This window comes from Streptomyces sp. NPDC094143, assembly GCF_040303825.1.
Taxonomy (GTDB): domain Bacteria; phylum Actinomycetota; class Actinomycetes; order Streptomycetales; family Streptomycetaceae; genus Streptomyces.
Genome location: NZ_JBEOTZ010000026.1, coordinates 107,729 through 127,919, shown reverse-complemented (window position 1 = coordinate 127,919; position 20,191 = coordinate 107,729). Strand labels below are relative to the sequence as shown.

Sequence of the window (20,191 nt, the reverse complement as noted above, 5' to 3'; positions counted from 1 at the left end):
GGGGGATGCGGTTACGCGCGGGCTCGGGCCACCGGTTGATCTCCGCTGTCCGTACGGCAGTAGGGTGACGCCCGTGGCACCACGACCCTTGCATGAAATCGTCGAAGCGGGCTGGGCGAAGGCCCTGGAACCCGTGGCCGAACGCGTCGCCGCGATGGGGGACTTCCTGCGCGCGGAGATCGCCGCCGGACGCACGTACCTCCCGGCCGGGCCGAACGTCCTGCGGGCCTTCCAGCAGCCCTTCGACGACGTACGGGTCCTGATCGTCGGTCAGGACCCGTATCCCACCCCGGGGCACGCGGTGGGCCTGTCGTTCTCGGTCGCCCCCGAGGTGCGGCCGCTGCCCGGCAGCCTCATCAACATCTTCCGGGAACTGCAGGCCGACCTGGGCGTGCCCCAGCCGTCCAGCGGTGACCTCACGCCGTGGACGCGGCAGGGGGTGCTGCTGCTCAACCGGGCCCTGACCACCGCCCCGCGCAAGCCCGGCGCCCACCGGGGCAAGGGCTGGGAGGAGGTCACCGAGCAGGCGATCCGGGCCCTGGCCGGGCGGGGCAAGCCGCTGGTGTCCGTCCTGTGGGGGCGTGACGCGCGCAATCTGCGCCCGCTCCTCGGCGATCTGCCCTCCGTGGAATCCGCCCATCCCTCCCCCATGTCCGCCGACCGGGGTTTCTTCGGCTCCCGTCCGTTCAGCCGGGCCAACGACCTGCTGATCCGCCAGGGCGGCCAACCGGTGGACTGGCGCCTGCCGTGACGGGGGCGCCGGAGGACCCCGGTTTCCTCGCGGTGGACTCCGGTGGGTCCGGGCTCCGGGTGGTCGTCGGGACCGCCGGGCGCGGTCCGCTGGCCCGGTGTGCCTCGGGGGAGCCGGTCCGCACGGGTGGGCGGGGCATCGATCCGGACCACCTCATGGCGCAACTGCTGCCGCTGGTGCGGGCCCTGACCGCCGAGACCGGTCCGGTGCGGCTGACGGCGGCCGTCGTCGGCGCGGCCGGGCTCGCCTCCCTGGGTGACGCGCTGCGCGCCGAACTGCCGGGCGCCCTGGCCAGGGAGCTGGGGGTGCGGACCGTCGCGCTGGCGGCCGACGCCGTGACCGCCTACGCGGGTGCCCTCGGGTCCCGGCCGGGTGCGGTGGTCGCCGGTGGCACGGGCCTGATCGCGATCGGCACGGACCTGACCGGCTGGCGCCGTGCGGACGGCTGGGGGCATCTGCTGGGCGACTGCGGGGGCGGCGCCTGGATCGGGCGGGCCGGTCTGGAGGCCGCGCTGCGGGCCCACGACGGGCGCTCGGGCGGTTCGGGCCGGCTGCTGGGGGACGCCGAAGAGGTGTTCGGACCCGTCACGGGTCTGCCCGGGGCGCTGTACCCGCGGCCCGACCGGCCCGCCGTGCTCGCCTCGTTCGCGCCGCGGGTCGCCGCGGCCTGCGCGGACGGGGATCCGGTCGCGCAGGGCATCCTGCGCGACGCCGCGCGGCACATCGCCGAGTCGGCCGCGGCCGTGTGTCCCGCGGACGGCGCGGCGCGCGTGGCCGTCACCGGCGGCCTGTTCAGGATGGGCGACCCGCTCCTCGGCCCGCTGGACGAGGAACTGGCCGAGCGGCTCCCGCGGGCGCGACGGGTGCCGGCCGCGGGCGACCCGCTGGACGGGGCCGTGCGCATGGCCGCCGAGCTCAGTGCCGGTCCGCTCACCCTGCCGGGTGACGCGGCGATGCTGACCGTGACGAGCATGTCGGGGAATGGATCGGGTGATTGATCCCATCCCGTCCGAACCGTACGGAACTCATCAGACAAAACAGGACGGATACCGCTCACCTGCACCCTCCCCGAACAGGGGAGCCCAGGAAGCCAGTAACATGCGGCGCCATGAGTTCCCCCACTGGGCCCGCGGATGGCCTGCCCGTACGAATGCCGCGCCCCCGCCAGCCCGGACGCCACCGCCGTCCCGAGCCGCTGGTCGCTCCCGAGGGCGCGCCGGCGCTCGTCCTCGCCGTGCCGGGGACGCCCAGTAGCGCCACGCGCAGCCTCGCCGAGGAGGTCGTGAGCATCGCCCGCTCCGAGCTCCCCGGTCTCGACGCCCGGATCGGGTACCTCGACGGCGACAACGCCGAGTTCCCCACGCTGCAGACCGTGCTCGTGCACACCGCCGAGGAGCGCACGGCCCGTTACGAGCAGGCGCGCGCCGCCGGCCTGGACGTGAAGCAGCCCGACGGCCCCGTCGCCGTCGTCGTGCCGCTGCTCGCCGGTCCGGACAGCGCGCTGCTGCGCCAGGTCCGCCAGGCCCTCATGGAGAGCCGGGTCGCCGCCGAGCTGACGGACGTCCTCGGTCCGCACCCGCTGCTGGCCGAGGCGCTGCACGTGCGGCTGTCCGAGGCCGGTCTGGCCCGCGCCGACCGTGCCCGGCTGTTCACGGTCGCGACCGCGGCGGACGGCATCATCCTGGCCTCCGTGGGCGGTGACGAGGCGGTGCAGGCGGCCGGGATCACCGGCATGCTGCTCGCCGCGCGCCTCGCCGTGCCGGTCATGGCGGCGGCCCTGGACCAGGAGGGCTCCATCGCGTCCGTCGCCGAGCAGCTGCGCTCCTCGGGCTCGCAGCAGCTGGCCCTCGCGCCGTACCTGATCGGCCCGGAGATCGAGCCGGGGCTGGTCGAGGAGGCCGCGAAGGAGGCGGAGTGCTCCGCCGCGGAGTCGCTCGGCCCCTACCCGGCGATCGGGAAGCTGGCCCTGGCGAAGTACACGACGGCGCTGGGCATCTCGCCGCAGCAGCCGCAGGGCGCGCCGGTTCGCTGACGCTCCGGTACGACCGAAAAGGCCCGCTCCGGCTCGGAGCGGGCCTTCGTCGTCGGGGCCGGACGCCCGTCAGCCGGTTGCCGGCCGGTTCCGTCAGCCGGTTCCGTCAGCTGGTTCTGTCGGCCCGTTCTGACAACCGAGGATCACGCAGGAAGCCGCCGGCACCTCGATCGAGCCGCCCCGGCGCGGGATCCCGGTGGCCGGGTCGACGGCGAACCAGGTCACGTCGCCCGAGCGTTCGTTCGCGACGTACAGGAAGCCCCCGGCCGACGTGAGGGCGCGGGGCCAGTGGCCGCCGCAGGGGACCGTGGCGACGAGCCGCAGCCCCTCGCGCTCGACCGCGAGTACGGACAGCACGTCCTCACCGCGTGTGGCGGTCCACACGAAGCGGCCGTCGGCCGAGACGGCGATGCCGGAGGGGTAGGCATCGCCCGCCGGGGCGCCGGGCAGTACCGGCGTCTCGCTCAGCGGCGTCAGGACGCCCTCGGCCGCGTCCCAGCAGGCCGCGGTGACAGAGGGGCTGAGTTCGTTGACGACGTAGGCGCGTGTGCCGTCGGGGTGGAAGGCCAGGTGACGCGGCCCCGAGCCGGGCCGCAGCGCGGTCTCCCGGTGCAGCGCGAGGGCGCCGTCCGTCAGGGTGCACACCCGCACCGAGTCGGTGCCCAGGTCGACGCTGACGGCCCAGCGGCCGCTCGGGTCGGATTGCACCTGGTGGGCGTGCGGGCCCTGCTGACGCGGGGTGCAGGGGCCCGCGCCGGTGTGCCGGAGGACATCGGAGGCGGTCCGGGAGAGGGTTCCGTCGGGGCGGAGGGGGACCGCGGTGACGCTGCCGGAGCCGTAGTTGGCGGTGAGGAGGTGCCCGTCGAACAGCCCGAGGTGTGTGGGCCCGCTGCCGTCGACCGGCACGGGCGGACCGGCCGGCTCGGGCCGCTCCCCGCCCACGCGGTACGCGGCCACCGCGCCACGGGCCGTCTCACTGACCGCGTACAGGGTCCGGCCGTCGGGTGAGAGGGCCAGGTACGAGGGGTCCGGGACGTCGTCGAGGGTGCTCACCACGGTCAGCGCGCCGGTGGTGTCGACCCGTGCGGTCACGATGCCGGGGCCGCCGGCCGCCGTGAACGACCCGATGAACGCCCGCTGCCGACCGCCGTCCGCCACCGCTGACCCCTCTCGCCCGTGTGCCGTGCCGTCCCGGTGGACCGCGCAGCCGATCATGCGCGGTCTAGACCAACGGGTCAAGGGTGCGGGGGCCGATCGGCGCAGGTCCCGATCGGGGCCGGTGGACCGGCCAGGGGCCGGAAGACGAGGTGAGGGCTGACCGGGGCTGACGGGTCCTGCCGGGTCTCAGGACGTCACAGGAGACACAGTTCCGCCCTGGGTCCGGCCGGGTCTCAAGACGTCACAGGAGACACAGTTCCGCCCGGAACACGCACCCGTTCCAAGACGCGCACCGGTCGGGGGCAGGCACCCATCCGGAACTCACCCGCCCTGTAGGCCCCCCGCTCCCGGAGACTCACGCCCCCGTCCGGAGAACGTCCGCCGGCCCGGGAACACGCACTTGCCCGGGCATTCACACCGGTCAAAGCCCCGCACCGCCCCCGAAGACTCACGCCCCCGTCGGGAGACTCAAGCACCCACCAGCGGCGACCCCGGCGGCGTGCGCAGGGGCCGGGCGAGTTCGGCCAGGGCCCGTTCCAGGCCGTGCACGTGTGCCAGGGCCGGTTCCGTGACGGACGGCCCGTCCGCGTGGACGGCGATGTCCCGGCCCTCGGTGAGGGCCTCGACCGCGGCCTCCACCCGGCGGCAGGCCGTGGCCAGGCGGGTGTCGTGCGAGGCCTCCGGGTCGGCGGCCACGGCGACCAGGCCACGGATCTCGCGGGCGCACACGTCGAGGAGGTCCAGGACGTGCCGGGCCCGGCGCTTGCGGCCGAGCATCGGGTTCAGCGGGTGCACCAGCGGGGCGACCGAGAGCCGCACCCGGGCCAGGAGCTGCTCCAGCTCGGCCACGCGCGGGGCCGGATCGGCGTCCGGCGCGCCGGCCAGCCTCCGGGCGGTCTCGACGGCACAGGCGTGCACGCAGCGCAGGGCCCGCCGGATCCAGGCGTCGGTGACGCTGTGTGTCGTGACGGGCAGGATGAGGACGACGGCGAGTGCGGCACCGAGCGCCCCGACGCCGGTCTCGGCGAGCCGCAGCGCGAGCAGGCCGGGACTCAGCACACCGAGGAGGCCGTAGAGCAGCCCGGCCAGGAGGGTCACCCAGAGCATCATCCACGTGTAGGACACGGCCGCCGTGTAGAAGATGCCGAAGACGCAGAGCGCGGCGAGGGCGGCCGTGACGGCCGGGTCGCCGTGCACGGGCAGGGCGACGACCAGACCGAGGGCGATGCCGATGACCGTGCCGAGCAGCCTGCGGAAGCCGCGGACCAGCGTCTCGCCGCGCGAGGTGGTGTTGACGAAGATCCACCACGTGGCGCCGACGGCCCAGTACCAGCGCTGGCCGGACAGCAACTGGCCGACGACGAGGGCGAAGCCCGCTCCGGCGGTCGCCTGGATCGCCTGGCGGGTGGTCACCCGGGCCAGACCGGTGCCGCCCGGCGGGGCGGGCACGACGGGCGGGGGCAGGCGGCGCTCGTAGCACCACAGACCGAACCGCACCGCCGCGGCGGCCAGGACGGACAGCAGGACCGCGGCGTACAGCTCGGGCAGCTGGCCGGTGGTGGCGTGCAGGAACTGCGCCACGAAGAAGGTCATGAACGCGAAGACGCCGAGGCTGTGCCCGCGCGGACCCCAGCGGCGGGCGTACACGCCGGCGCCGACCACGGCGAGGAAGGTGAGGTCGCGGGCCACGGGGTGGTCCTGGAGCGTGGCCGCCGCCGTGAGCACGGGCAGGCCGACGACAGGGAGCAGGGCGGTGGTGACCGCCTGGCCGCGGACGGTGGCGTCGGTGACGGTGAACAGGGCGAGCAGGGCGGCGAGCCCGCCGGTGACGGCCCCCGTGAGGGAGTGCCCGGCGAGGCCGCAGACGGCGACCGCGAGCGAGATGCCGAGCACGGCGCGCGTGGCGAACCGCAACCGCGTCCGCCCCGGATCCGGAGCCCAGAACACCCTCTTCAGCACCGCTTACCGCCTCCTTCGCGCATGGACCGGAATGAGCATGAAAAAGGCGCCGCGGGGTCCGCAGCGCCATCGACGCCTCCATATCAGCACCTCGGGCACCACTGGCTCAACAGGCTCCTTCTAGACTGGGCCATTGGCACAGCGAGAACGGCAAAGGCGCGGCCGTCGTAGTGCCAACGGACCGCCGTGGGGGCCAACCGACGAGGAGGGCGCGGCATGCCCGTGGACGAGCTCGACACCCGCATCCTGCGACTGCTGCTGGAGCAGCCGCGCACGAGCGTGCGCGAGTACGCCCGGCTCCTCGGCGTCGCCCGGGGCACGCTGCAGGCCCGGCTCGACCGGCTGGAGCGCGACGGCGTGATCACCGGTACGGCGCCGGCCCTCTCCCCCGCCGCGCTCGGGCACCCGGTGCTCGCGTTCGTGCACATCGAGGTCACGCAGGGGTATCTCGACGAGGTGGGCGACGCGCTGGCCGCGGTGCCGGAGATCGTCGAGGCGTTCTCGATCACGGGCGGCGGCGATCTGCTGGCGCGGGTCGTGGCGCGGGACAACGCACATCTGGAGGACGTCGTCCAGAAGCTGATCAGCATGCCGGGGGTGGTGCGCACCCGCACCGAGGTCGCGCTGCGCGAGCGGGTGCCCCACCGGATGCTGCCGCTGGTGGAGTCGATCGGACGGTCGGCCCGCCGATGATCTTTGAGAGCATGACGGCATGAGCAAGCTCCGCGGAATAGCAGTCATCTTCGATCTCGACGGAACACTCGTGGACAGCGAGCCCCACTACTTCGAGGCGGGCCGGCAGACCCTCGCCGCGTACGGCGTCCCGGACTTCACCTGGGCGGACCACGAGCGGTACGTCGGCATCAGCACCCGGGAGACGGTCGCGGACTGGAAGGACCGCTACGGGCTGTCCGCCACCGTGGACGAACTGCTCGCCGCGAAGAACCGCCGCTACCTGGAGCTGGTCCGCGGCGCCTCTCGCGCCTACCCGGAGATGCGGGCGTTCGTCGAACTGCTGGCGGCCGAGGGCGTCCCCATGGCCGTGGCCTCGGGCTCGTCCCCGGAGGCGATCGCGGCGGTGCTCGGCGGAACCGGACTGGACGCACATCTGCACACCGTCGTCTCCGCCGACGAGGTCGCGCACGGCAAGCCGGCCCCCGACGTCTTCCTGGAGGCGGCCCGCCGGCTGGGCGCCTCCCCGGCCGACTGCGTCGTACTGGAGGACGCCGCCCCGGGCGCCGCCGCCGCACATGCCGCGGGGATGCGGTGCATCGCGATCCCCTACGTCCCGGCTCAGGCGGACGCACCGGAGTTCGCCACCGCGGGTCTGCTGCTGCGGGGCGGGCAGGCGGACTTCACGGCCCGGTCCGCCCACGACTGGCTCGTGCGCTCAACCGGTCCCTCCTGAACTCGCGACCCCGGAACTCTCGCCACCCCCAGCCCTCCCCCGGGAATTCCTCCCTCCCGAACCGTTGACGCTCCCCCGTCCCCTCCCTAGGGTCTGGTCGACCATCCGTACGGCGTTCGAGATATCGACACACCGGAGGAGCACCCATGGCGCCGCCCGTCTCCCGACGATCCCTTCTCCAGGCCGCGACCCTCGCCGCGGCCGTACCCGCCCTCTCCCGGACGACGGCGGGGCGGGCCGCCGCCGCCCCGGCCGTCACCGCGGCCGCCGCCGGTGTCCCCGCGGCCTGGACCGTCCGGCCCTTCGGGCTTGAGGACGTGAGCCTGGGCACGGGCGTCTTCGCCGACAAGCGGAAGCTGATGCTGGATCACGCGCGCGGGTACGACGTGAACCGCCTGCTGCAGGTGTTCCGCGCCAACGCCGGTCTGGCCACGGGCGGCGCGGTCGCCCCGGGCGGCTGGGAAGGCCTGGACGGCGAGGCCAACGGCAACCTGCGCGGCCACTACACCGGCCACTTCCTGACGATGCTGGCGCAGGCGTACCGCAGCACCGGGGAGAGGGTGTTCGCCGACCGGATCGACACCATGGTCGGCGCGCTGACCGAGGTGCGCGCGGCGCTGCGGCGGGATCCGGCGGTGCTGAGCGTCGAGGGGAGGTTCGGGACCGCCGCGGATCAGGTGCGGGGCTCCTACCAGTACGTCGACCTGCCGGCCGCCGTGCTCGGCGGAGCCCCGGCGATCACCCTCTCCGTCTGGGTGCGGCCCACGCACGACTCCGCCTGGGCCCGGGTGTTCGATTTCGGCGACGACTCCACCCGTTACCTGTACCTGGCCGCCCGCGACCAGGCGGGAGTGCCCCGCTTCGCCATCACCACGTCGGGCGCCGGCGGCGAGCAGGCCCTCAACGGCACGGCACCGCTGCCGCTGCACCGGTGGAGCCACCTGGCGGTCACCCTCGCGGGCGGCACCGGCACCCTCCACGTCAACGGCACCGAAGTCGCGCGGAACACCGCCATGACCCTGACCCCGGCGGCCCTCGGCACACTCCGGAACAACTGGCTCGGCCGCTCGAACTACGCCGCCGACCCGGTCTTCGCGGGCGCGTTCGAGGAGTTCAACGTCTTTTCGCGGGCGCTGACCGCCGCCGAGATCACCGAGTTGCAGCACAGCCGGGCCGCCGACGCCTCGACGGGCCGGGGCGACCTGGTCTCGTACGCCTTCGACGAGACGTCCGGCGGGACCTTCACGGACGCCTCCGGCCGGGGCCTTGCCGCCACCCTGCGCCGTACCTGGGGCGGGCCCAGCCATCCCGGGTTCCTCGCGGCGTACCCGGAGACGCAGTTCATCGATCTTGAGTCGCGGACCACCTCGGACTACACCAAGGTGTGGGCGCCGTACTACACCGCGCACAAGATCCTTCGGGGCCTGCTCGACGCGTACACCGCCACGGGCGACGACCGGGCACTCGACCTCGCGTCCGGCATGTGCGACTGGATGCACGCGCGGCTGTCGAAGCTGCCGGAGGCCACGCTCCAGCGCATGTGGGGCATCTTCTCCAGCGGAGAGTTCGGCGGCATCGTCGAGGCGATCTGTGATCTGCACGCCCTCACCGGCAAGACCGAGCACCTCGCGCTGGCCCGGCTGTTCGACCTGGACCGGCTGATCGACGCGTGCGCCGCGAACAATGACGTCCTCGACGGGCTGCACGCCAACCAGCACATCCCGATCTTCACCGGGTACGTGCGGCTGTACGACGAGACCGGCGAGGAGCGCTACCTGACCTCGGCGAGGAACTTCTGGGACATGGTCGTCCCGCACCGGATGTACGGCATCGGCGGCACCAGTACGCAGGAGTTCTGGAAGGCCCGGGACGTGATCGCCGGCACGATCGGCGCGACCACGGCCGAGACGTGCTGCGCGTACAACATGCTCAAGCTGAGCCGGACCCTGTTCTTCCACGAACAGGACCCGAAGTACATGGACTACTACGAGCGGGCCCTGTTCAACCAGGTGCTCGGTTCCAAGCAGGACAAGCCCGACGCGGAGAAACCGCTCGTCACCTACTTCATCGGGCTGACCCCCGGTCATGTGCGCGACTACACGCCCAAGCAGGGGACGACCTGCTGCGAGGGCACCGGCATGGAGAGCGCCACGAAGTACCAGGACTCGGTGTACTTCGCGAAGGCCGACGACAGCGCCCTCTACGTCAACCTGTACAGCGCCTCCCGGCTGACCTGGGCGGAGAAGGGCGTCACCGTCACGCAGACCACCCGGTTCCCGTCCGAGCAGGGCAGCACGCTGACCTTCGGGGGCGGCCGGGCGTCGTTCGCGCTGCGGCTGCGGGTGCCGGCGTGGGTGGCCGCCGGGTTCCGGGTGACCGTCAACGGACGCGCTGTGCCGGGGACTTGGCGGCCGGGGAGCTACTTCGAGGTGTCCCGGACGTGGCGGGCCGGTGACACCGTGCGCATCGCCATGCCCTTCCGGACGCGGGTGGAGAAGGCCCTGGACGACCCCTCCCTGCAGACGCTGTTCCACGGCCCCGTCAACCTGGTGGCCCGCGACCCCGCCACGGAGTATCTGCGGGTCGCCCTGTACGGCGACGCGGGGCTCTCCGGCGATCTGGCCGCCTCCCTGCGGCCGGTGCCGGGCAAGCCGCTCCACTTCACCCTGGGCGGCAGGCAGTGGGCACCGTTCTCCGAGGGGACGGAGGATCCCACCCACGCCTACTTCCGGCGCGCGGAGCCGGACGTGGTGTTCGGCGGGCAGGACTCGGGGGTCGCCAACCCGGTGAGATCCGACGGCACCACGCTCCTGGACGGGATCTGGGCCGGGGCGCCGTTCCGGTCCAAGGGGGCGCTGGTGGCGCGGGTGCGGTCCACGGTGGACGCGTGGGTGGCGGCCGGGCTGCTGAGCAGGGCGGACGGCGACCGGGTGGTGCGGACGGCGGCCGCGGCCTCCTACCGGGCCTGAGCGCCGGACCCGGGACCCGGTGCCGCGCGCCGTACGGCACCGGGTCGCGGACGTCACACCAACTTTTTCGCGGCGGGAGTGATTGTTTCGCTCCTGGCGTCCGTACCTCTGGGTGTTGGGCCGTTCATATCCCAGGAGGCACGATGCGCATCTCGCGCAGCACGGCAGGTACCGCGTTCGTGGGCGGTGCGTTGATCCTTACGCTCTCCGCGCTCGCCTACCCCAGCATGCTGGGCGTGCAGAACGCGGCTTCCGGCCAGGACCGCATCATCGCCAACACCCAATGGGGTCCGCTGACCGAGGCCGACCGGGACTTCGTGGTCCGTGTGCGCGCGGCCGGGCTCTGGGAGTACCCGCTCGGGCAGATGGCGATGACGAAGGGCACGACACCGGCGATGAAGGAAGTCGCCAAGCACCTGCTGGTGGGACACGGCCGCCTCGACGCGTCGTGCCGCAAGCTCGGCACGGACCTCGGCATCACCCTGCCGAACGAGCCGTCCCCGCAGCAGCAGCAGTTCGTGGCCACGGCGGAAGGCGCCACCGGCAAGGAGTTCGACTCCACGGCGGTGACCATCATGCGCGTCGCGCACGGGAGCATCTTCCCGACCGTCGCCAAGATCCGGGCGACCACCCGGAACAGCCTCGTGCGGGAACTCGCCGACCAGACCAACGACACCGTGCTCGACCACATCTCGATCCTGGAGAAGACCGGCCTGGTCAACCACGAGCAGGTGGCCTTCCAGATCACCGCCCCGGCGAAGCTGCCGCAGGACCAGACGACGCCCCCGCCGCCGCAGGCGGGCGCGCCGGTCCGGGTGCTGCCGGTCCCCGAGGACCTGAAGGACTTCCAGACGGTCGCCCCCAACCCGTCCTTCGCCCAGCCGCAACCGTCACCGACGGTGGGCTGACGACAGCGACCAGCTCAGGGTGGTGGGGGCCGACCCGGGGGGGGAGGCGGGGGATCCGGGGCGAGAGCTTCCGGGGATGACGGGCCCTCCAGGGCGAGGCGCCCCGGCCCGCCTCGGACCCGGGCGGCCCCCTCCCGCCTGCCGGCGGCCTCTTCAGCGGGCGAACGCGCAATGCCCGAGGGGGCGCCGGGCCCGAGCAGGCGCGCCTGTCGGCGCGATGGCGCCGCTGTGGGCGCCGGGTCCGGTGAGGGTCACGACCGGCTCCGGGCTGGCCGCGCCTGCCACCGCGGGACGCGCCCGTCGGCGCGATGGCGGCGCCGCAGGCGCCGCGTCCGGTGAGAGTTACGACCGACGGCGGGCTGGCCGCGCCCGCCGCTGCCGAGCGCGCCCCTCGGCTCGATGGCGCCGCTGCGGGCGCCGCGTCCCGTGAGCGCTATGACCGACGGCGGGGCCGGCCTCGCTTGCCGCCGCCCTTGGGGGTTCCGCCGGAGGCACCCCCGCGCCGGTTCGCCCCCGGCTTCCCTGCCGCCCCCGGCTTTCCGGCCGCTCCCGGCTTTCGACCGGCGCCGTCCTTGTGCCGGGCTCCGTCCTTGTCCGTGCGCCCCGGCCTGTCCGCCGGGGGCTGCTGCACGCGGCCCCGGGTGCTGTTGACCGTGCGGCCGCGGACGATGCCGATGAAGTCCTCCACCTGGTCGGTCGTCGCGTCCTCGGGCCAGGACAGGGCGACGCTCGACTCGGGGGCGTCCTTGAGGGGCCGGTGGGTGAGGTCCTTGCGGTGGTGGAGGCGGGCGAGCGACAGCGGCACGATCAGGACGCCGATGCCCGCAGCGACCAGCTCGACCGCGTCGGCGGTGGTGGCGGGGCGTTCGAAGGCGGGCCGCCCGGGGAGCCCCCGCTCCCAGTCGAGGACGTCGTCCAGCGGGTGCAGCACGATGTCGTCGGACAGGTCCTCCGGCATCACCTCGTCGACCGCCGTGACCAGGTGGTCCTTGGGGACGACGACGACCGTCCGCTCGGTGTAGAGGGGGATCGCGCTGAAGACCGTACGGTCCACGGGCAGCCGGACGAGACCCGCGTCGGCCTCCCCGCCCCGCAGCTGCTCGGCCGCGGCCGCGGCGGGCACCTGCGCGAGGGCCAGCGGGACGTCGGGATGCCGCTCGTGCCAGACGCGCACCCACTTGTCGGGCATCACCCCGGGGACGTACACGAGCCGGAACGAGGGGGGAACTTCCGAGCCTGTCACCTGGCCAGGTTACCGGCCGTGGTCAGGCCTCGCGCACACGCTCGATACGCTGGATGCCATGACGTCGCACCAGAGCACCCAGACGATGAAGCCCGCCACCGCGGCGAAGAAACTGGGTGTGTACCTCGAGGCCACCCCCGCCGATTTCCGGGAGGGTGTCGTCTCGCGCGCCGAGCTGAACGAGCTCCAGGCGAACCCGCCGCAGTGGCTGCAGGACCTGCGGCGCAACGGCCCGCACCCCCGCCCCGTGGTCGCCGCGAAGCTCGGCGTCTCCATCGCGGGCCTGGCCCGCGGGGGTGTCACCGAGGCCCTCACCACCGAAGAGATCGAGACGCTGAAGCAGGAGAGCCCCGAGTGGCTGGTGCGGGAGCGCGCCACCCAGGCCGAGGTCCGCAAGGAAGCGGCCCGCCTCAAGAAGAAGCACGCCGAACGCAACGACTGACCCTCGCCTCCCGTCTGAGACGGCCCCTAGAACGGAAGCCCTCCGGTGGGGGCCGTCGTCGCGCTCCCCCATGTGCGGCCGGGGTGCCGGACGCGTCCGGAGTTGACCGGGGGCTTTCGGGTCGGCACCTTGGCGTGCTTCCTTTCGACCGGGACATTGCCCGGCATAAACGCCAGGCCGCGCCACCCCTTCCAGCCCGTAGAAATATCTACGACCATGGCTGTGGCCGGGCGGCGCTCGGAACCCCGTGGGTCACCGGCCCGTGTCCCGCGCGCGCCACCGCGGCGCCGCCGACTGTGCCTGGGGTGGCCATGCAGAGCGTCATGTGGAAGCAAGCCGTCGAGTGGCTCGCGGCGGCCGCGACGGATCCCCAGGAGTGCAAGCGCGAGTGGGACTACGGCACGGGCACGGCGCTGGTGGAGGCCGGGCGGTACTGGGACGTGCTCAGCGTGCCCGACCGGCTCGGCCTGCTCGCGCTGGACCTCCTGTGGCGCGACCCGCTGCGGGTGCCGGGCCCCACCCTGGTGGACTCGGCCGCGCGCAGAGTGGGGTTCTTCCTGCCACCTGATCCGGTCAGCGAGTGGGTGGGCTTCGGCGTCCGGCACCTCGGCCGGGGTTCCTGGATCGCCGTGCCGCCGCCGTACCGGCCCGCGGGCCGCCTGGAGTGGCTCGTCCCGCCGGACGGCACCGGCGCGCTGCACGCGCCCGCTGCCCTGGAGTCCGCCCTGCGCGAGGCCACCGGCACGCTCGCCGTGCTGGCGCCGGTCAGCGCGGAGCCGGTGGTGCCGGACGGCTGGTGAGGAGGGAGCCCATGGAGCGGCCGGCGGCCGGGTGAACCCCGGATGTGGCGACCGGCCCCATGTGCGGGCCGGCCGTCCACGAGGGGACGGCGGTCCAAGTCTCGCTCTCGGTCGGCGCGGCGAAGGAGACCCACTGGCCGTCGCGGTGCTCGGGCACCGTGTGGCCCCTCGCCTCCCACTCGGCGACCAGGGCCGCGTAGATCGGCGGATGGCCCGCGTAGGCGCTGGTGATCTCGGCGTACGGACGGGACGTGGCGTCGCTGTGGGGAAGGCGCCGCGCCGTGTCAGTGCTGTCCATGCCAGGGAAACGGGGCGCCGCGCGCCGGTGGTACGCGGGTGGGACGCCGTCCGTCGGGTCGAGTGAACGCGTCACCCGTACGGCGGCACGCGGGCACCGGACAAACATCCAGTCAGGCGGTCGCCCGTTCAGCCCGGGGGTCGACTCCCGGCCGTTCGGTCATTTTCGAGCCACCTGCCCTGTGGAGTGGCGCTTCCGGTCGCGCCGGGCTTCTCGACCGGGCCGGGCACATCCGGTAACACTGACCCCACGCCGAGAACCGGTACGACGGCAGGGAGAGGCCATGTCACAGCGCCCTGACCTCCAACAGCGCAGGACCGTGCTGGAGCACGAGTGGTCCCGCTGGGTGCCGCGGCTGAGCGTCCCGGGCGTCCGCCCGGGCGGCACCGCCGCGCTGCGCCACGAGGTGACCGAGTCCTGGGCGCGTTCCCTGATCAGCGTGGATCCCGGCCGCGACAGCGCGCCGGTGACCGACGGGGGCCCGGTGCACCAGCGCTGGAGGTCCTCACCTCTGTACCGGCCGGTGACCGCCCTGGCCGGCGAACTGCGCAGCATCGCCGAGGACGCCGGGTTCGTCACGGCCGTCACGGACGCGTCCGGCACCATCCTGTGGACCTGCGGCGGGGCGACCATGCGCCGCCGCGCCGAGCGCGTCAACTTCGCGCCGGGCGGCCGCTGGGACGAGCAGGCCATGGGCACCAACGCCCTGTCCCTCGCCCTGCGCACCGGCCGCCCCAGCTCGGTCTTCTCGGCCGAGCACCTGGTGTCGGCACTGCACGGCTGGGTCTGCTACTGCGCGCCGGTGCACGGCCCGGACGGCCGGGTCCTCGGCGTCCTTGACCTGTCCACCACCTGGGACCGCTCGCACCCGCTGGCCATGTCGACCGTCCGGACACTGGTGTCCACGATCGAGGCCCGCCTCGGCACGGAGGCGGCGTCCCGGCCCGGCCAGGTGCGGCTCACCTGCCTGGGCACCGAACAGGCCACGCGGGAGGGCCACCGACTCGCCCTGCGGCCACGCCAGTTGGAGATCCTCACGCTGCTCGCGCTCGAACCCGACGGCTTCTCGCCGGAACGGCTGCGCGCCGCCCTGTACGGAGACCGGCCGGTCACCGCGTCCACCTTCAAGGCGGAGGTATCCCACCTGCGCCGCGCGCTCGGCGGTGGCGTCTCGCCCCGCCGCTACGCCCTCACCACACCCGTGTCCTGCGACGCCGTGGACGTGCTGCGCGCGCTGGAACAGGGCGACACGGACACCGCCCTGCGCCACTACGGCGGCCCGCTGCTCCCCCGCTCCGAGGCGCCCGGCATCGAGGAGTGGCGCACCCGCCTGGAGGTGGCCGTACGGGAGGCCGTGCTGGCGAGCACGCGCCCCGAACACGCCCTGCGCTACGGCGAACGGGCGCCGTACGACGCCGAGATCCACGAGCACGCGCTGCGCCTGCTGGGGCCGGACGACACCCGCCGGGCGATCGCGGCGGGCCGGCTGACGGCGGCGCTGCGCGACTGACGCACGGCCCGTGGCGGGCGCCAACCTTGCGCCAACCTGCCGGGAGCACAGTGAGGGGCGTCACGACGGCGTGACCGTCACATGCCCTGCCCCGAGGAGAGCCGCCATGGTGTACGCGCAACCAGGAACCGACGGCAGCATCGTCAACTTCGCCCGGCGCTACGACAACTTCATCGACGGCGACTGGGTGGCCCCCGTCGAGGGCCGCTACTTCGAGAACCCGACCCCCGTGACCGGCGAGGTCTTCTGCGAGGTGGCCCGCTCCTCCGCGGCCGACGTCGACCTCGCCCTGGACGCGGCGCACTGGGCGGCCGACGCGTGGGGCCGCACCTCCACCACGGAACGCGCGAACGTCCTCAACCGGATCGCGGACCGCATCGAGCAGCACCTGGAGAAGATCGCGGTCGCCGAGACCTGGGAGAACGGCAAACCGGTCCGCGAGACGCTCGCCGCCGACATCCCGCTGGCCGTGGACCACTTCAGGTACTTCGCGGGCGTCGTCCGCGCCCAGGAGGGCAGCATCGCGGAGATCGACGCCGACACCGTCGCCTACCACTTCCACGAGCCGCTGGGCGTGGTCGGCCAGATCATCCCGTGGAACTTCCCGATCCTGATGGCCTCCTGGAAGCTGGCCCCCGCGCTGGCCGCCGGCAACTGCGTCGTCATCAAGCCGGCCGAACAGACCCCGGCCAGCCTGCTCTACGTCGTCGACCTGATCGCCGACCTGCTGCCACCCGGCGTGCTGAACGTCGTCAACGGCTTCGGCGTGGAGGCGGGCAAGCCGCTGGCGTCCAGCCCGCGCGTGGCGAAGGTGGCGTTCACCGGCGAGACCACGACCGGCCGGCTCATCATGCAGTACGCGAGCGAGAACATCATCCCCGTCACGCTGGAACTGGGCGGCAAGAGCCCGAACATCTTCCTGCCCGACGTGCTGGCCGCCGACGACGACTTCCTGGACAAGGCCGTCGAGGGCTTCGTGATGTTCGCCCTCAACCAGGGCGAGGTCTGCACCTGCCCGTCCCGCGCCCTGATCCCCTCGTCGATCTACGACGACTTCATGGCCCGCTGCGTGGAACGCACCAAGGCCATCGTCGGCGGCGACCCCCTGGACCCGGCCACGATGATCGGCGCCCAGGCGAGCAACGACCAGTACGAGAAGATCCTCTCCTACCTCGACATCGGCCGGAAGGAGGGCGCCGAGGTCGTCACGGGCGGCAACTCCCGGACGGTTCCCGGCCTGGAGGGCGGCTACTACATCGAGCCGACCATCTTCCGCGGCACCAACGACATGCGGATCTTCCAGGAGGAGATCTTCGGCCCGGTCGTCTCGGTCACCACCTACGACTCGGTCGACGAGGCGCTGAAGATCGCCAACGACACGCTGTACGGCCTCGGCGCGGGCGTGTGGACCCGCGACGGCAACACGGCGTACCGCCTGGGCCGCGAGATCAAGGCGGGCCGCGTCTGGACCAACTGCTACCACGCCTACCCGGCCCACGCGGCCTTCGGCGGCTACAAGAAGTCGGGTATCGGCCGCGAGACGCACAAGATGATGCTCGACCACTACCAGCAGACGAAGAACCTGCTGGTGTCGTACTCGGCGAAGAAGCTCGGGTTCTTCTGAGGCCTCACGGGGCTCGCGTCGGTCCGCCTCCGCCTCTGTCTCTGTCTCTGTCTCTGTCTAGTCGCCCCTGCCGTAGGTGAGGCGTTCGACTCCACCGGGCGGGAAGTCGTTCGGGACCTCCCTGCCGTTGACGACGAGCCGGAGGAGGGAGGCGTCGCCGAGGACCAGGGTGATCCGGTCGTCGTCCGTGAAGTTCCTGGACTCGCCCTCGTCCAGGACTCCGTCGAAGAGAACGCGGTCGTCGTGGTCCTTCGCCGAGACCCAGCTCGGGCCGCGCGCAGCGGTCACCACGACGGTGACCCTGCCCTCGGGCGCTGCGCTCACCCGGGACGGCGCGGGCGTGGACGGCGGGGCGGAGGGCTGGGACGTGGCCCGCCGGGATTCCGAGGCGGAGACCGAGGGGCCACCGCCCTTGTCGTCGCCCACGTCCCTGTGAGGACGAGAAGGCCGGCCACGAGCGCGCTCGTCACGACCGCGGCCACGATCAGCGGGAGGATCAGGCGGGGTGTGCGCGGGGCTTCGGCCGGGGTGTGCCGGACAGGGGCGTCGGCGCGGCCGGGAGCGTCGGGAGGTTCGGCCGGGGCCGGCGGTGCGGCCCCGGGCAGATCAGGCGCGGTCGAGGCGAGTGCGGCCCGGTCCGGAGATGGGTCCGGACCCGGACCGAAGGAGCTCAGGAGCGCCTCGAGCGTGGGGCGGCCGGCCGGGTCCTTGGCGAGGCAGGCGGCGACCAGCGACCGCAACTCCCCGGGCACGGCGGAGAGATCGGCGGACTCGTGCACCGACCGGTACATCAGTCCCAGGGGGGTGCCGGTGCCGAACGCGCTGCCCCCGGCCGCCGCGACGAGGACGGCGCCGAGTGCGAACACGTCGGCGGCACCGTCGACTTCACCGCCCTGCGCCTGCTCGGGCGCGAGGTAGCCGGGGGTGCCGAAGGCCGCTCCCGTGGCGGTCAGCCGGGTGGACTCGACGGCCCGCGCGATGCCGAAGTCGAGCACGCGTGGGCCGTCGTCGGCCATGATGATGTTGCCCGGCTTCAGATCCCGGTGGACGAGCCCGCAGGCGTGGACGGCCTGGAGAGCCTCGGCCAGCGCGGCCCCGAGCGACCTCAACCGCCGTTCGTCCATGGGGCCTTCGCGCTCGATCAGCTCAGCGAGCGTGGGACCCGGAATGTACGCCGTGGCCAGCCAGGGCGCCCTGGCGTCGAGATCGGCGTCCACGACCGGAGCCGTGTGGAAACCGCCGACCCTGCGGGCGGCCTCGACCTCTGCGCGGAAGCGCGCACGGAAGTGCGGGTCGGCCGCCAGCTCCGGCCGGGCCACTTTGACCGCGACGGCCCGACCGCCCCGTGACCGGGCGAGGTAGACCGTCCCCATGCCGCCCGCGCCCAGCTCCCGCTCGACCGCGTACACACCGATCCGCCGTGGCAGGTCCGCGCCGTTCCCCATCGCCTGCACGCCTTCCCTTGCGCACGGGTCACGGTTGTGAGGCCATCCGCTCCGGCCGGTCTCCGGCCGGTCCCGCGTATCCGTCCAGCAGCGTAGACGAACCAGCCGCCCGGGCAGTCCGGGTAGCCGGGGTCAGCCGGTGCGGCGTACCCGGGCCGCCTTGCGGGCCTCCGCGAGCTTGCGGGCCTCGTTGGTCTTGCGGGACGCCCTGCCACCGGAGCCGCCCTTGGGGTCCTTGGTGTTGCCCAGGCCGCGGAACGGGACGTTGTGGTTCTTGGGGCGCGGCAGGGCCGGCCCGCCGTCCAGTGGTGTGCCGGGAGGGGTCCTGGCGCCGGTGATCCGGCTCAACTCCGCCTCGCCGGACCGCACTTTGGCGACCCGGGGGACGATGTCGGCGTCCGCGAGGACCTGGCTCGTCTCGCGGCGCTGCGCCGACAGGACGAGGGTCACGACGGTGCCGGAGCGGCCGGCCCGGGCCGTGCGGCCCGCGCGGTGCAGATAGTCCTTGGGGTCGGTGGCCGGGTCGACGTTGACCACGAGGTCGAGGTCGTCGACGTGCAGACCGCGTGCGGCGACGTTCGTCGCCACCAGTGCGGTGACCTGTCCGTTCTTGAACTGGGCCAGGGTGCGGGTGCGCTGCGGCTGGGCCTTCCCGCTGTGCAGGGCGGCGGCGGCCACGCCGCTGGCCCGCAGGTGCCGCGTGAGCTGGTCGACGCCGTGCTTGGTGTCCAGGAACAGCAGGACGCGACCGTCCCGGGCGGCGATCTCCGTGGTCACGGCGTACCGGTCCGGGCCGTGGACGACGAGGACGTGGTGCTCGATGGTGGGGACCGCGCCGGACGAGGGGTCCACGGAGTGGACGGCGGGGTCGCGGAGGTAGCGCTGCACCAGCTGGTCGACGTCGTGGTCGAGGGTGGCGGAGAACAGCATCCGCTGTCCGTCGGGGCGTACCTGGTCCAGGAGTTCGGTGACCTGTGGCAGGAACCCCATGTCGCACATCTGGTCGGCCTCGTCCAGGACGACGATGCGCACCCGTCCCAGTCGGCAGCCCTTGCGTTCGACGAGGTCGTGCAGCCTTCCCGGCGTGGCGACGACGATCTCGGCGCCGTCGCGCAGCGCGGCGGCCTGCCGTCCGATGGACACCCCGCCGACCACTGTGGCGAGTCGCAGCCGCAGCGCCTCGGCGTACGGGGTGAGCGCCTCACCGACCTGCTGCGCCAGCTCCCTGGTGGGCACCAGGACGAGCGCCAGCGGTTCCTTCGGCTGCGCCCGCCGGCCCGCCGTCCGGGCGAGCAGGCCGAGGCCGAAGGCGAGCGTCTTGCCGGATCCGGTGCGGCCGCGGCCCAGGACGTCCCGTCCCCCGAGCGCGTCGGGCAGCGCCGCCGCCTGGATCGGGAAGGGCACCGTCATGTCGCGTTCGCCGAGCGTCCGCAGGAGGTCGGCGGGCAGCCCCAGCCGCGCGAAGGACGTCGCCGTGGGCACGGCCGTGGGGTCGGTGGGTGCTGATTCGCTCACGTCGAGCCTTCCTCCGAGGGGACCGTACCGAGGCAGGCGCGGCGGGGACGCGGTCGCCGGCCAGGGGCACCGAACGGGCACCGGCACAGCGACGCTGCAAACGGGCAACGTTAGCACGGGGCGCGTCGA

General features: G+C 73.5%; 18 protein-coding genes. 11 read left to right on the top strand and 7 right to left on the bottom strand.

Translation table 11 applies throughout. The features are described from left to right. Window positions 1-73: 73 nt before the first annotated feature. The 3 genes from ABTZ58_RS28535 (at window position 74) to ABTZ58_RS28525 (ending at window position 2,783) form a co-directional block, all read left to right on the top strand. On the top strand, window positions 74-751 hold the full coding sequence (locus tag ABTZ58_RS28535; protein WP_351362593.1) for a uracil-DNA glycosylase: 678 nt from the start codon (window positions 74-76) through the stop codon (window positions 749-751). After that, window positions 748-1,749 carry an N-acetylglucosamine kinase gene (locus ABTZ58_RS28530; RefSeq protein WP_351362590.1) on the top strand — a complete coding sequence of 334 codons (1,002 nt, stop codon included), beginning with the start codon at window positions 748-750 and terminating at the stop codon, window positions 1,747-1,749. The genes ABTZ58_RS28535 and ABTZ58_RS28530 overlap by 4 nt, the downstream gene beginning before the upstream one ends. A 110-nt stretch (window positions 1,750-1,859) precedes the next feature. Then, the gene (locus tag ABTZ58_RS28525; RefSeq protein ID WP_351362588.1) at window positions 1,860-2,783 is read left to right on the top strand and encodes a sirohydrochlorin chelatase; all 924 of its coding nucleotides are present in this window, start codon (window positions 1,860-1,862) and stop codon (window positions 2,781-2,783) included. A gap of 93 nt (window positions 2,784-2,876) precedes the next feature. Here ABTZ58_RS28525 and ABTZ58_RS28520 read toward each other — a convergent pair whose 3' ends face one another. Both ABTZ58_RS28520 and ABTZ58_RS28515 read right to left on the bottom strand, forming a co-directional pair. Next, entirely contained in the window at window positions 2,877-3,941 is a 1,065-nt protein-coding gene (locus ABTZ58_RS28520) for a lactonase family protein (protein ID WP_351362585.1), read from the bottom strand. 468 nt (window positions 3,942-4,409) lie between these two features. Continuing rightward, window positions 4,410-5,900, bottom strand: coding sequence for an FUSC family protein (locus ABTZ58_RS28515; RefSeq protein WP_351362582.1), 1,491 nt, complete (start codon window positions 5,898-5,900; stop codon window positions 4,410-4,412). Between the two features lie 216 nt (window positions 5,901-6,116). On the opposite strand from ABTZ58_RS28515, the gene ABTZ58_RS28510 reads away from it, so the two are divergent. The 4 genes from ABTZ58_RS28510 (at window position 6,117) to ABTZ58_RS28495 (ending at window position 11,185) form a co-directional block, all read left to right on the top strand. Beyond that, window positions 6,117-6,593 carry an Lrp/AsnC family transcriptional regulator gene (locus ABTZ58_RS28510; protein WP_309095448.1) on the top strand — a complete coding sequence of 159 codons (477 nt, stop codon included), beginning with the start codon at window positions 6,117-6,119 and terminating at the stop codon, window positions 6,591-6,593. A gap of 19 nt (window positions 6,594-6,612) precedes the next feature. Beyond that, a complete protein-coding gene (locus ABTZ58_RS28505) occupies window positions 6,613-7,308 on the top strand; it encodes an HAD family hydrolase (protein ID WP_351362579.1) in 696 nt (231 codons plus the stop codon). A 146-nt stretch (window positions 7,309-7,454) separates the two neighbouring features. Next, window positions 7,455-10,277 carry a beta-L-arabinofuranosidase domain-containing protein gene (locus tag ABTZ58_RS28500; RefSeq protein ID WP_351362576.1) on the top strand — a complete coding sequence of 941 codons (2,823 nt, stop codon included), beginning with the start codon at window positions 7,455-7,457 and terminating at the stop codon, window positions 10,275-10,277. 143 nt (window positions 10,278-10,420) lie between these two features. Next, complete coding sequence (locus ABTZ58_RS28495; RefSeq protein ID WP_351362573.1) at window positions 10,421-11,185, top strand: DUF4142 domain-containing protein; 765 nt, start codon at window positions 10,421-10,423, stop codon at window positions 11,183-11,185. 433 nt (window positions 11,186-11,618) lie between these two features. On the opposite strand, the gene ABTZ58_RS28490 is transcribed toward ABTZ58_RS28495, so the two are convergent. Further along, window positions 11,619-12,428: a LysR family transcriptional regulator substrate-binding protein gene (locus tag ABTZ58_RS28490; protein ID WP_351362570.1), complete on the bottom strand. Its 810-nt coding sequence runs from the start codon at window positions 12,426-12,428 to the stop codon at window positions 11,619-11,621. Between the two features lie 58 nt (window positions 12,429-12,486). On the opposite strand from ABTZ58_RS28490, the gene ABTZ58_RS28485 reads away from it, so the two are divergent. Together ABTZ58_RS28485 and ABTZ58_RS28480 are read left to right on the top strand one after the other, a co-directional pair. Next, on the top strand, window positions 12,487-12,870 hold the full coding sequence (locus tag ABTZ58_RS28485) for a DUF5997 family protein (protein WP_351362567.1): 384 nt from the start codon (window positions 12,487-12,489) through the stop codon (window positions 12,868-12,870). Between the two features lie 311 nt (window positions 12,871-13,181). Further along, the gene (locus tag ABTZ58_RS28480; RefSeq protein ID WP_351362625.1) at window positions 13,182-13,670 is read left to right on the top strand and encodes a hypothetical protein; all 489 of its coding nucleotides are present in this window, start codon (window positions 13,182-13,184) and stop codon (window positions 13,668-13,670) included. Here ABTZ58_RS28480 and ABTZ58_RS28475 read toward each other — a convergent pair. Further along, on the bottom strand, window positions 13,636-13,968 hold the full coding sequence (locus ABTZ58_RS28475; RefSeq protein WP_351362564.1) for a hypothetical protein: 333 nt from the start codon (window positions 13,966-13,968) through the stop codon (window positions 13,636-13,638). The genes ABTZ58_RS28480 and ABTZ58_RS28475 overlap by 35 nt on opposite strands. A 283-nt stretch (window positions 13,969-14,251) precedes the next feature. On the opposite strand from ABTZ58_RS28475, the gene ABTZ58_RS28470 reads away from it, so the two are divergent. After that, window positions 14,252-15,478 (top strand): GAF domain-containing protein, encoded by a 1,227-nt coding sequence (locus ABTZ58_RS28470; protein ID WP_351362561.1) that lies wholly within the window; start codon window positions 14,252-14,254, stop codon window positions 15,476-15,478. Window positions 15,479-15,584: 106 nt separating this feature from the next. Continuing rightward, the gene (adh, locus tag ABTZ58_RS28465; protein WP_351362558.1) at window positions 15,585-17,102 is read left to right on the top strand and encodes an aldehyde dehydrogenase; all 1,518 of its coding nucleotides are present in this window, start codon (window positions 15,585-15,587) and stop codon (window positions 17,100-17,102) included. Between the two features lie 57 nt (window positions 17,103-17,159). Here adh and ABTZ58_RS28460 read toward each other — a convergent pair whose 3' ends face one another. The 3 genes from ABTZ58_RS28460 to ABTZ58_RS28450 all read right to left on the bottom strand — a co-directional run bounded on the left by ABTZ58_RS28460 (window position 17,160) and on the right by ABTZ58_RS28450 (window position 19,957). Beyond that, window positions 17,160-17,393 carry a DUF4115 domain-containing protein gene (locus tag ABTZ58_RS28460; RefSeq protein ID WP_351362555.1) on the bottom strand — a complete coding sequence of 78 codons (234 nt, stop codon included), beginning with the start codon at window positions 17,391-17,393 and terminating at the stop codon, window positions 17,160-17,162. Between the two features lie 29 nt (window positions 17,394-17,422). Continuing rightward, on the bottom strand, window positions 17,423-18,547 hold the full coding sequence (locus ABTZ58_RS28455) for a serine/threonine-protein kinase (protein ID WP_351362552.1): 1,125 nt from the start codon (window positions 18,545-18,547) through the stop codon (window positions 17,423-17,425). A 132-nt stretch (window positions 18,548-18,679) separates the two neighbouring features. Then, the gene (locus ABTZ58_RS28450; protein ID WP_351362622.1) at window positions 18,680-19,957 is read right to left on the bottom strand and encodes a DEAD/DEAH box helicase; all 1,278 of its coding nucleotides are present in this window, start codon (window positions 19,955-19,957) and stop codon (window positions 18,680-18,682) included. Window positions 19,958-20,191 lie beyond the last annotated feature (234 nt).

Excerpts from the sequence above, each read along its gene's own strand:
- ABTZ58_RS28525 (WP_351362588.1), top strand. The coding sequence starts at position 1,860 with ATGAGTTCCCCCACTGGGCCCGCGGATGGCCTGCCCGTACGAATGCCG.
- ABTZ58_RS28510 (WP_309095448.1), top strand. The coding sequence starts at position 6,117 with ATGCCCGTGGACGAGCTCGACACCCGCATCCTGCGACTGCTGCTGGAG.
- ABTZ58_RS28505 (WP_351362579.1), top strand. The coding sequence starts at position 6,613 with ATGAGCAAGCTCCGCGGAATAGCAGTCATCTTCGATCTCGACGGAACA.
- ABTZ58_RS28500 (WP_351362576.1), top strand. The coding sequence starts at position 7,455 with ATGGCGCCGCCCGTCTCCCGACGATCCCTTCTCCAGGCCGCGACCCTC.
- ABTZ58_RS28495 (WP_351362573.1), top strand. The coding sequence starts at position 10,421 with ATGCGCATCTCGCGCAGCACGGCAGGTACCGCGTTCGTGGGCGGTGCG.
- ABTZ58_RS28485 (WP_351362567.1), top strand. The coding sequence starts at position 12,487 with ATGACGTCGCACCAGAGCACCCAGACGATGAAGCCCGCCACCGCGGCG.
- ABTZ58_RS28480 (WP_351362625.1), top strand. The coding sequence starts at position 13,182 with ATGCAGAGCGTCATGTGGAAGCAAGCCGTCGAGTGGCTCGCGGCGGCC.
- ABTZ58_RS28475 (WP_351362564.1), bottom strand. The coding sequence starts at position 13,968 with ATGGACAGCACTGACACGGCGCGGCGCCTTCCCCACAGCGACGCCACG.
- ABTZ58_RS28470 (WP_351362561.1), top strand. The coding sequence starts at position 14,252 with ATGTCACAGCGCCCTGACCTCCAACAGCGCAGGACCGTGCTGGAGCAC.
- adh (WP_351362558.1), top strand. The coding sequence starts at position 15,585 with ATGGTGTACGCGCAACCAGGAACCGACGGCAGCATCGTCAACTTCGCC.
- ABTZ58_RS28455 (WP_351362552.1), bottom strand. The coding sequence starts at position 18,547 with ATGGGGAACGGCGCGGACCTGCCACGGCGGATCGGTGTGTACGCGGTC.
- ABTZ58_RS28450 (WP_351362622.1), bottom strand. The coding sequence starts at position 19,957 with ATGACGGTGCCCTTCCCGATCCAGGCGGCGGCGCTGCCCGACGCGCTC.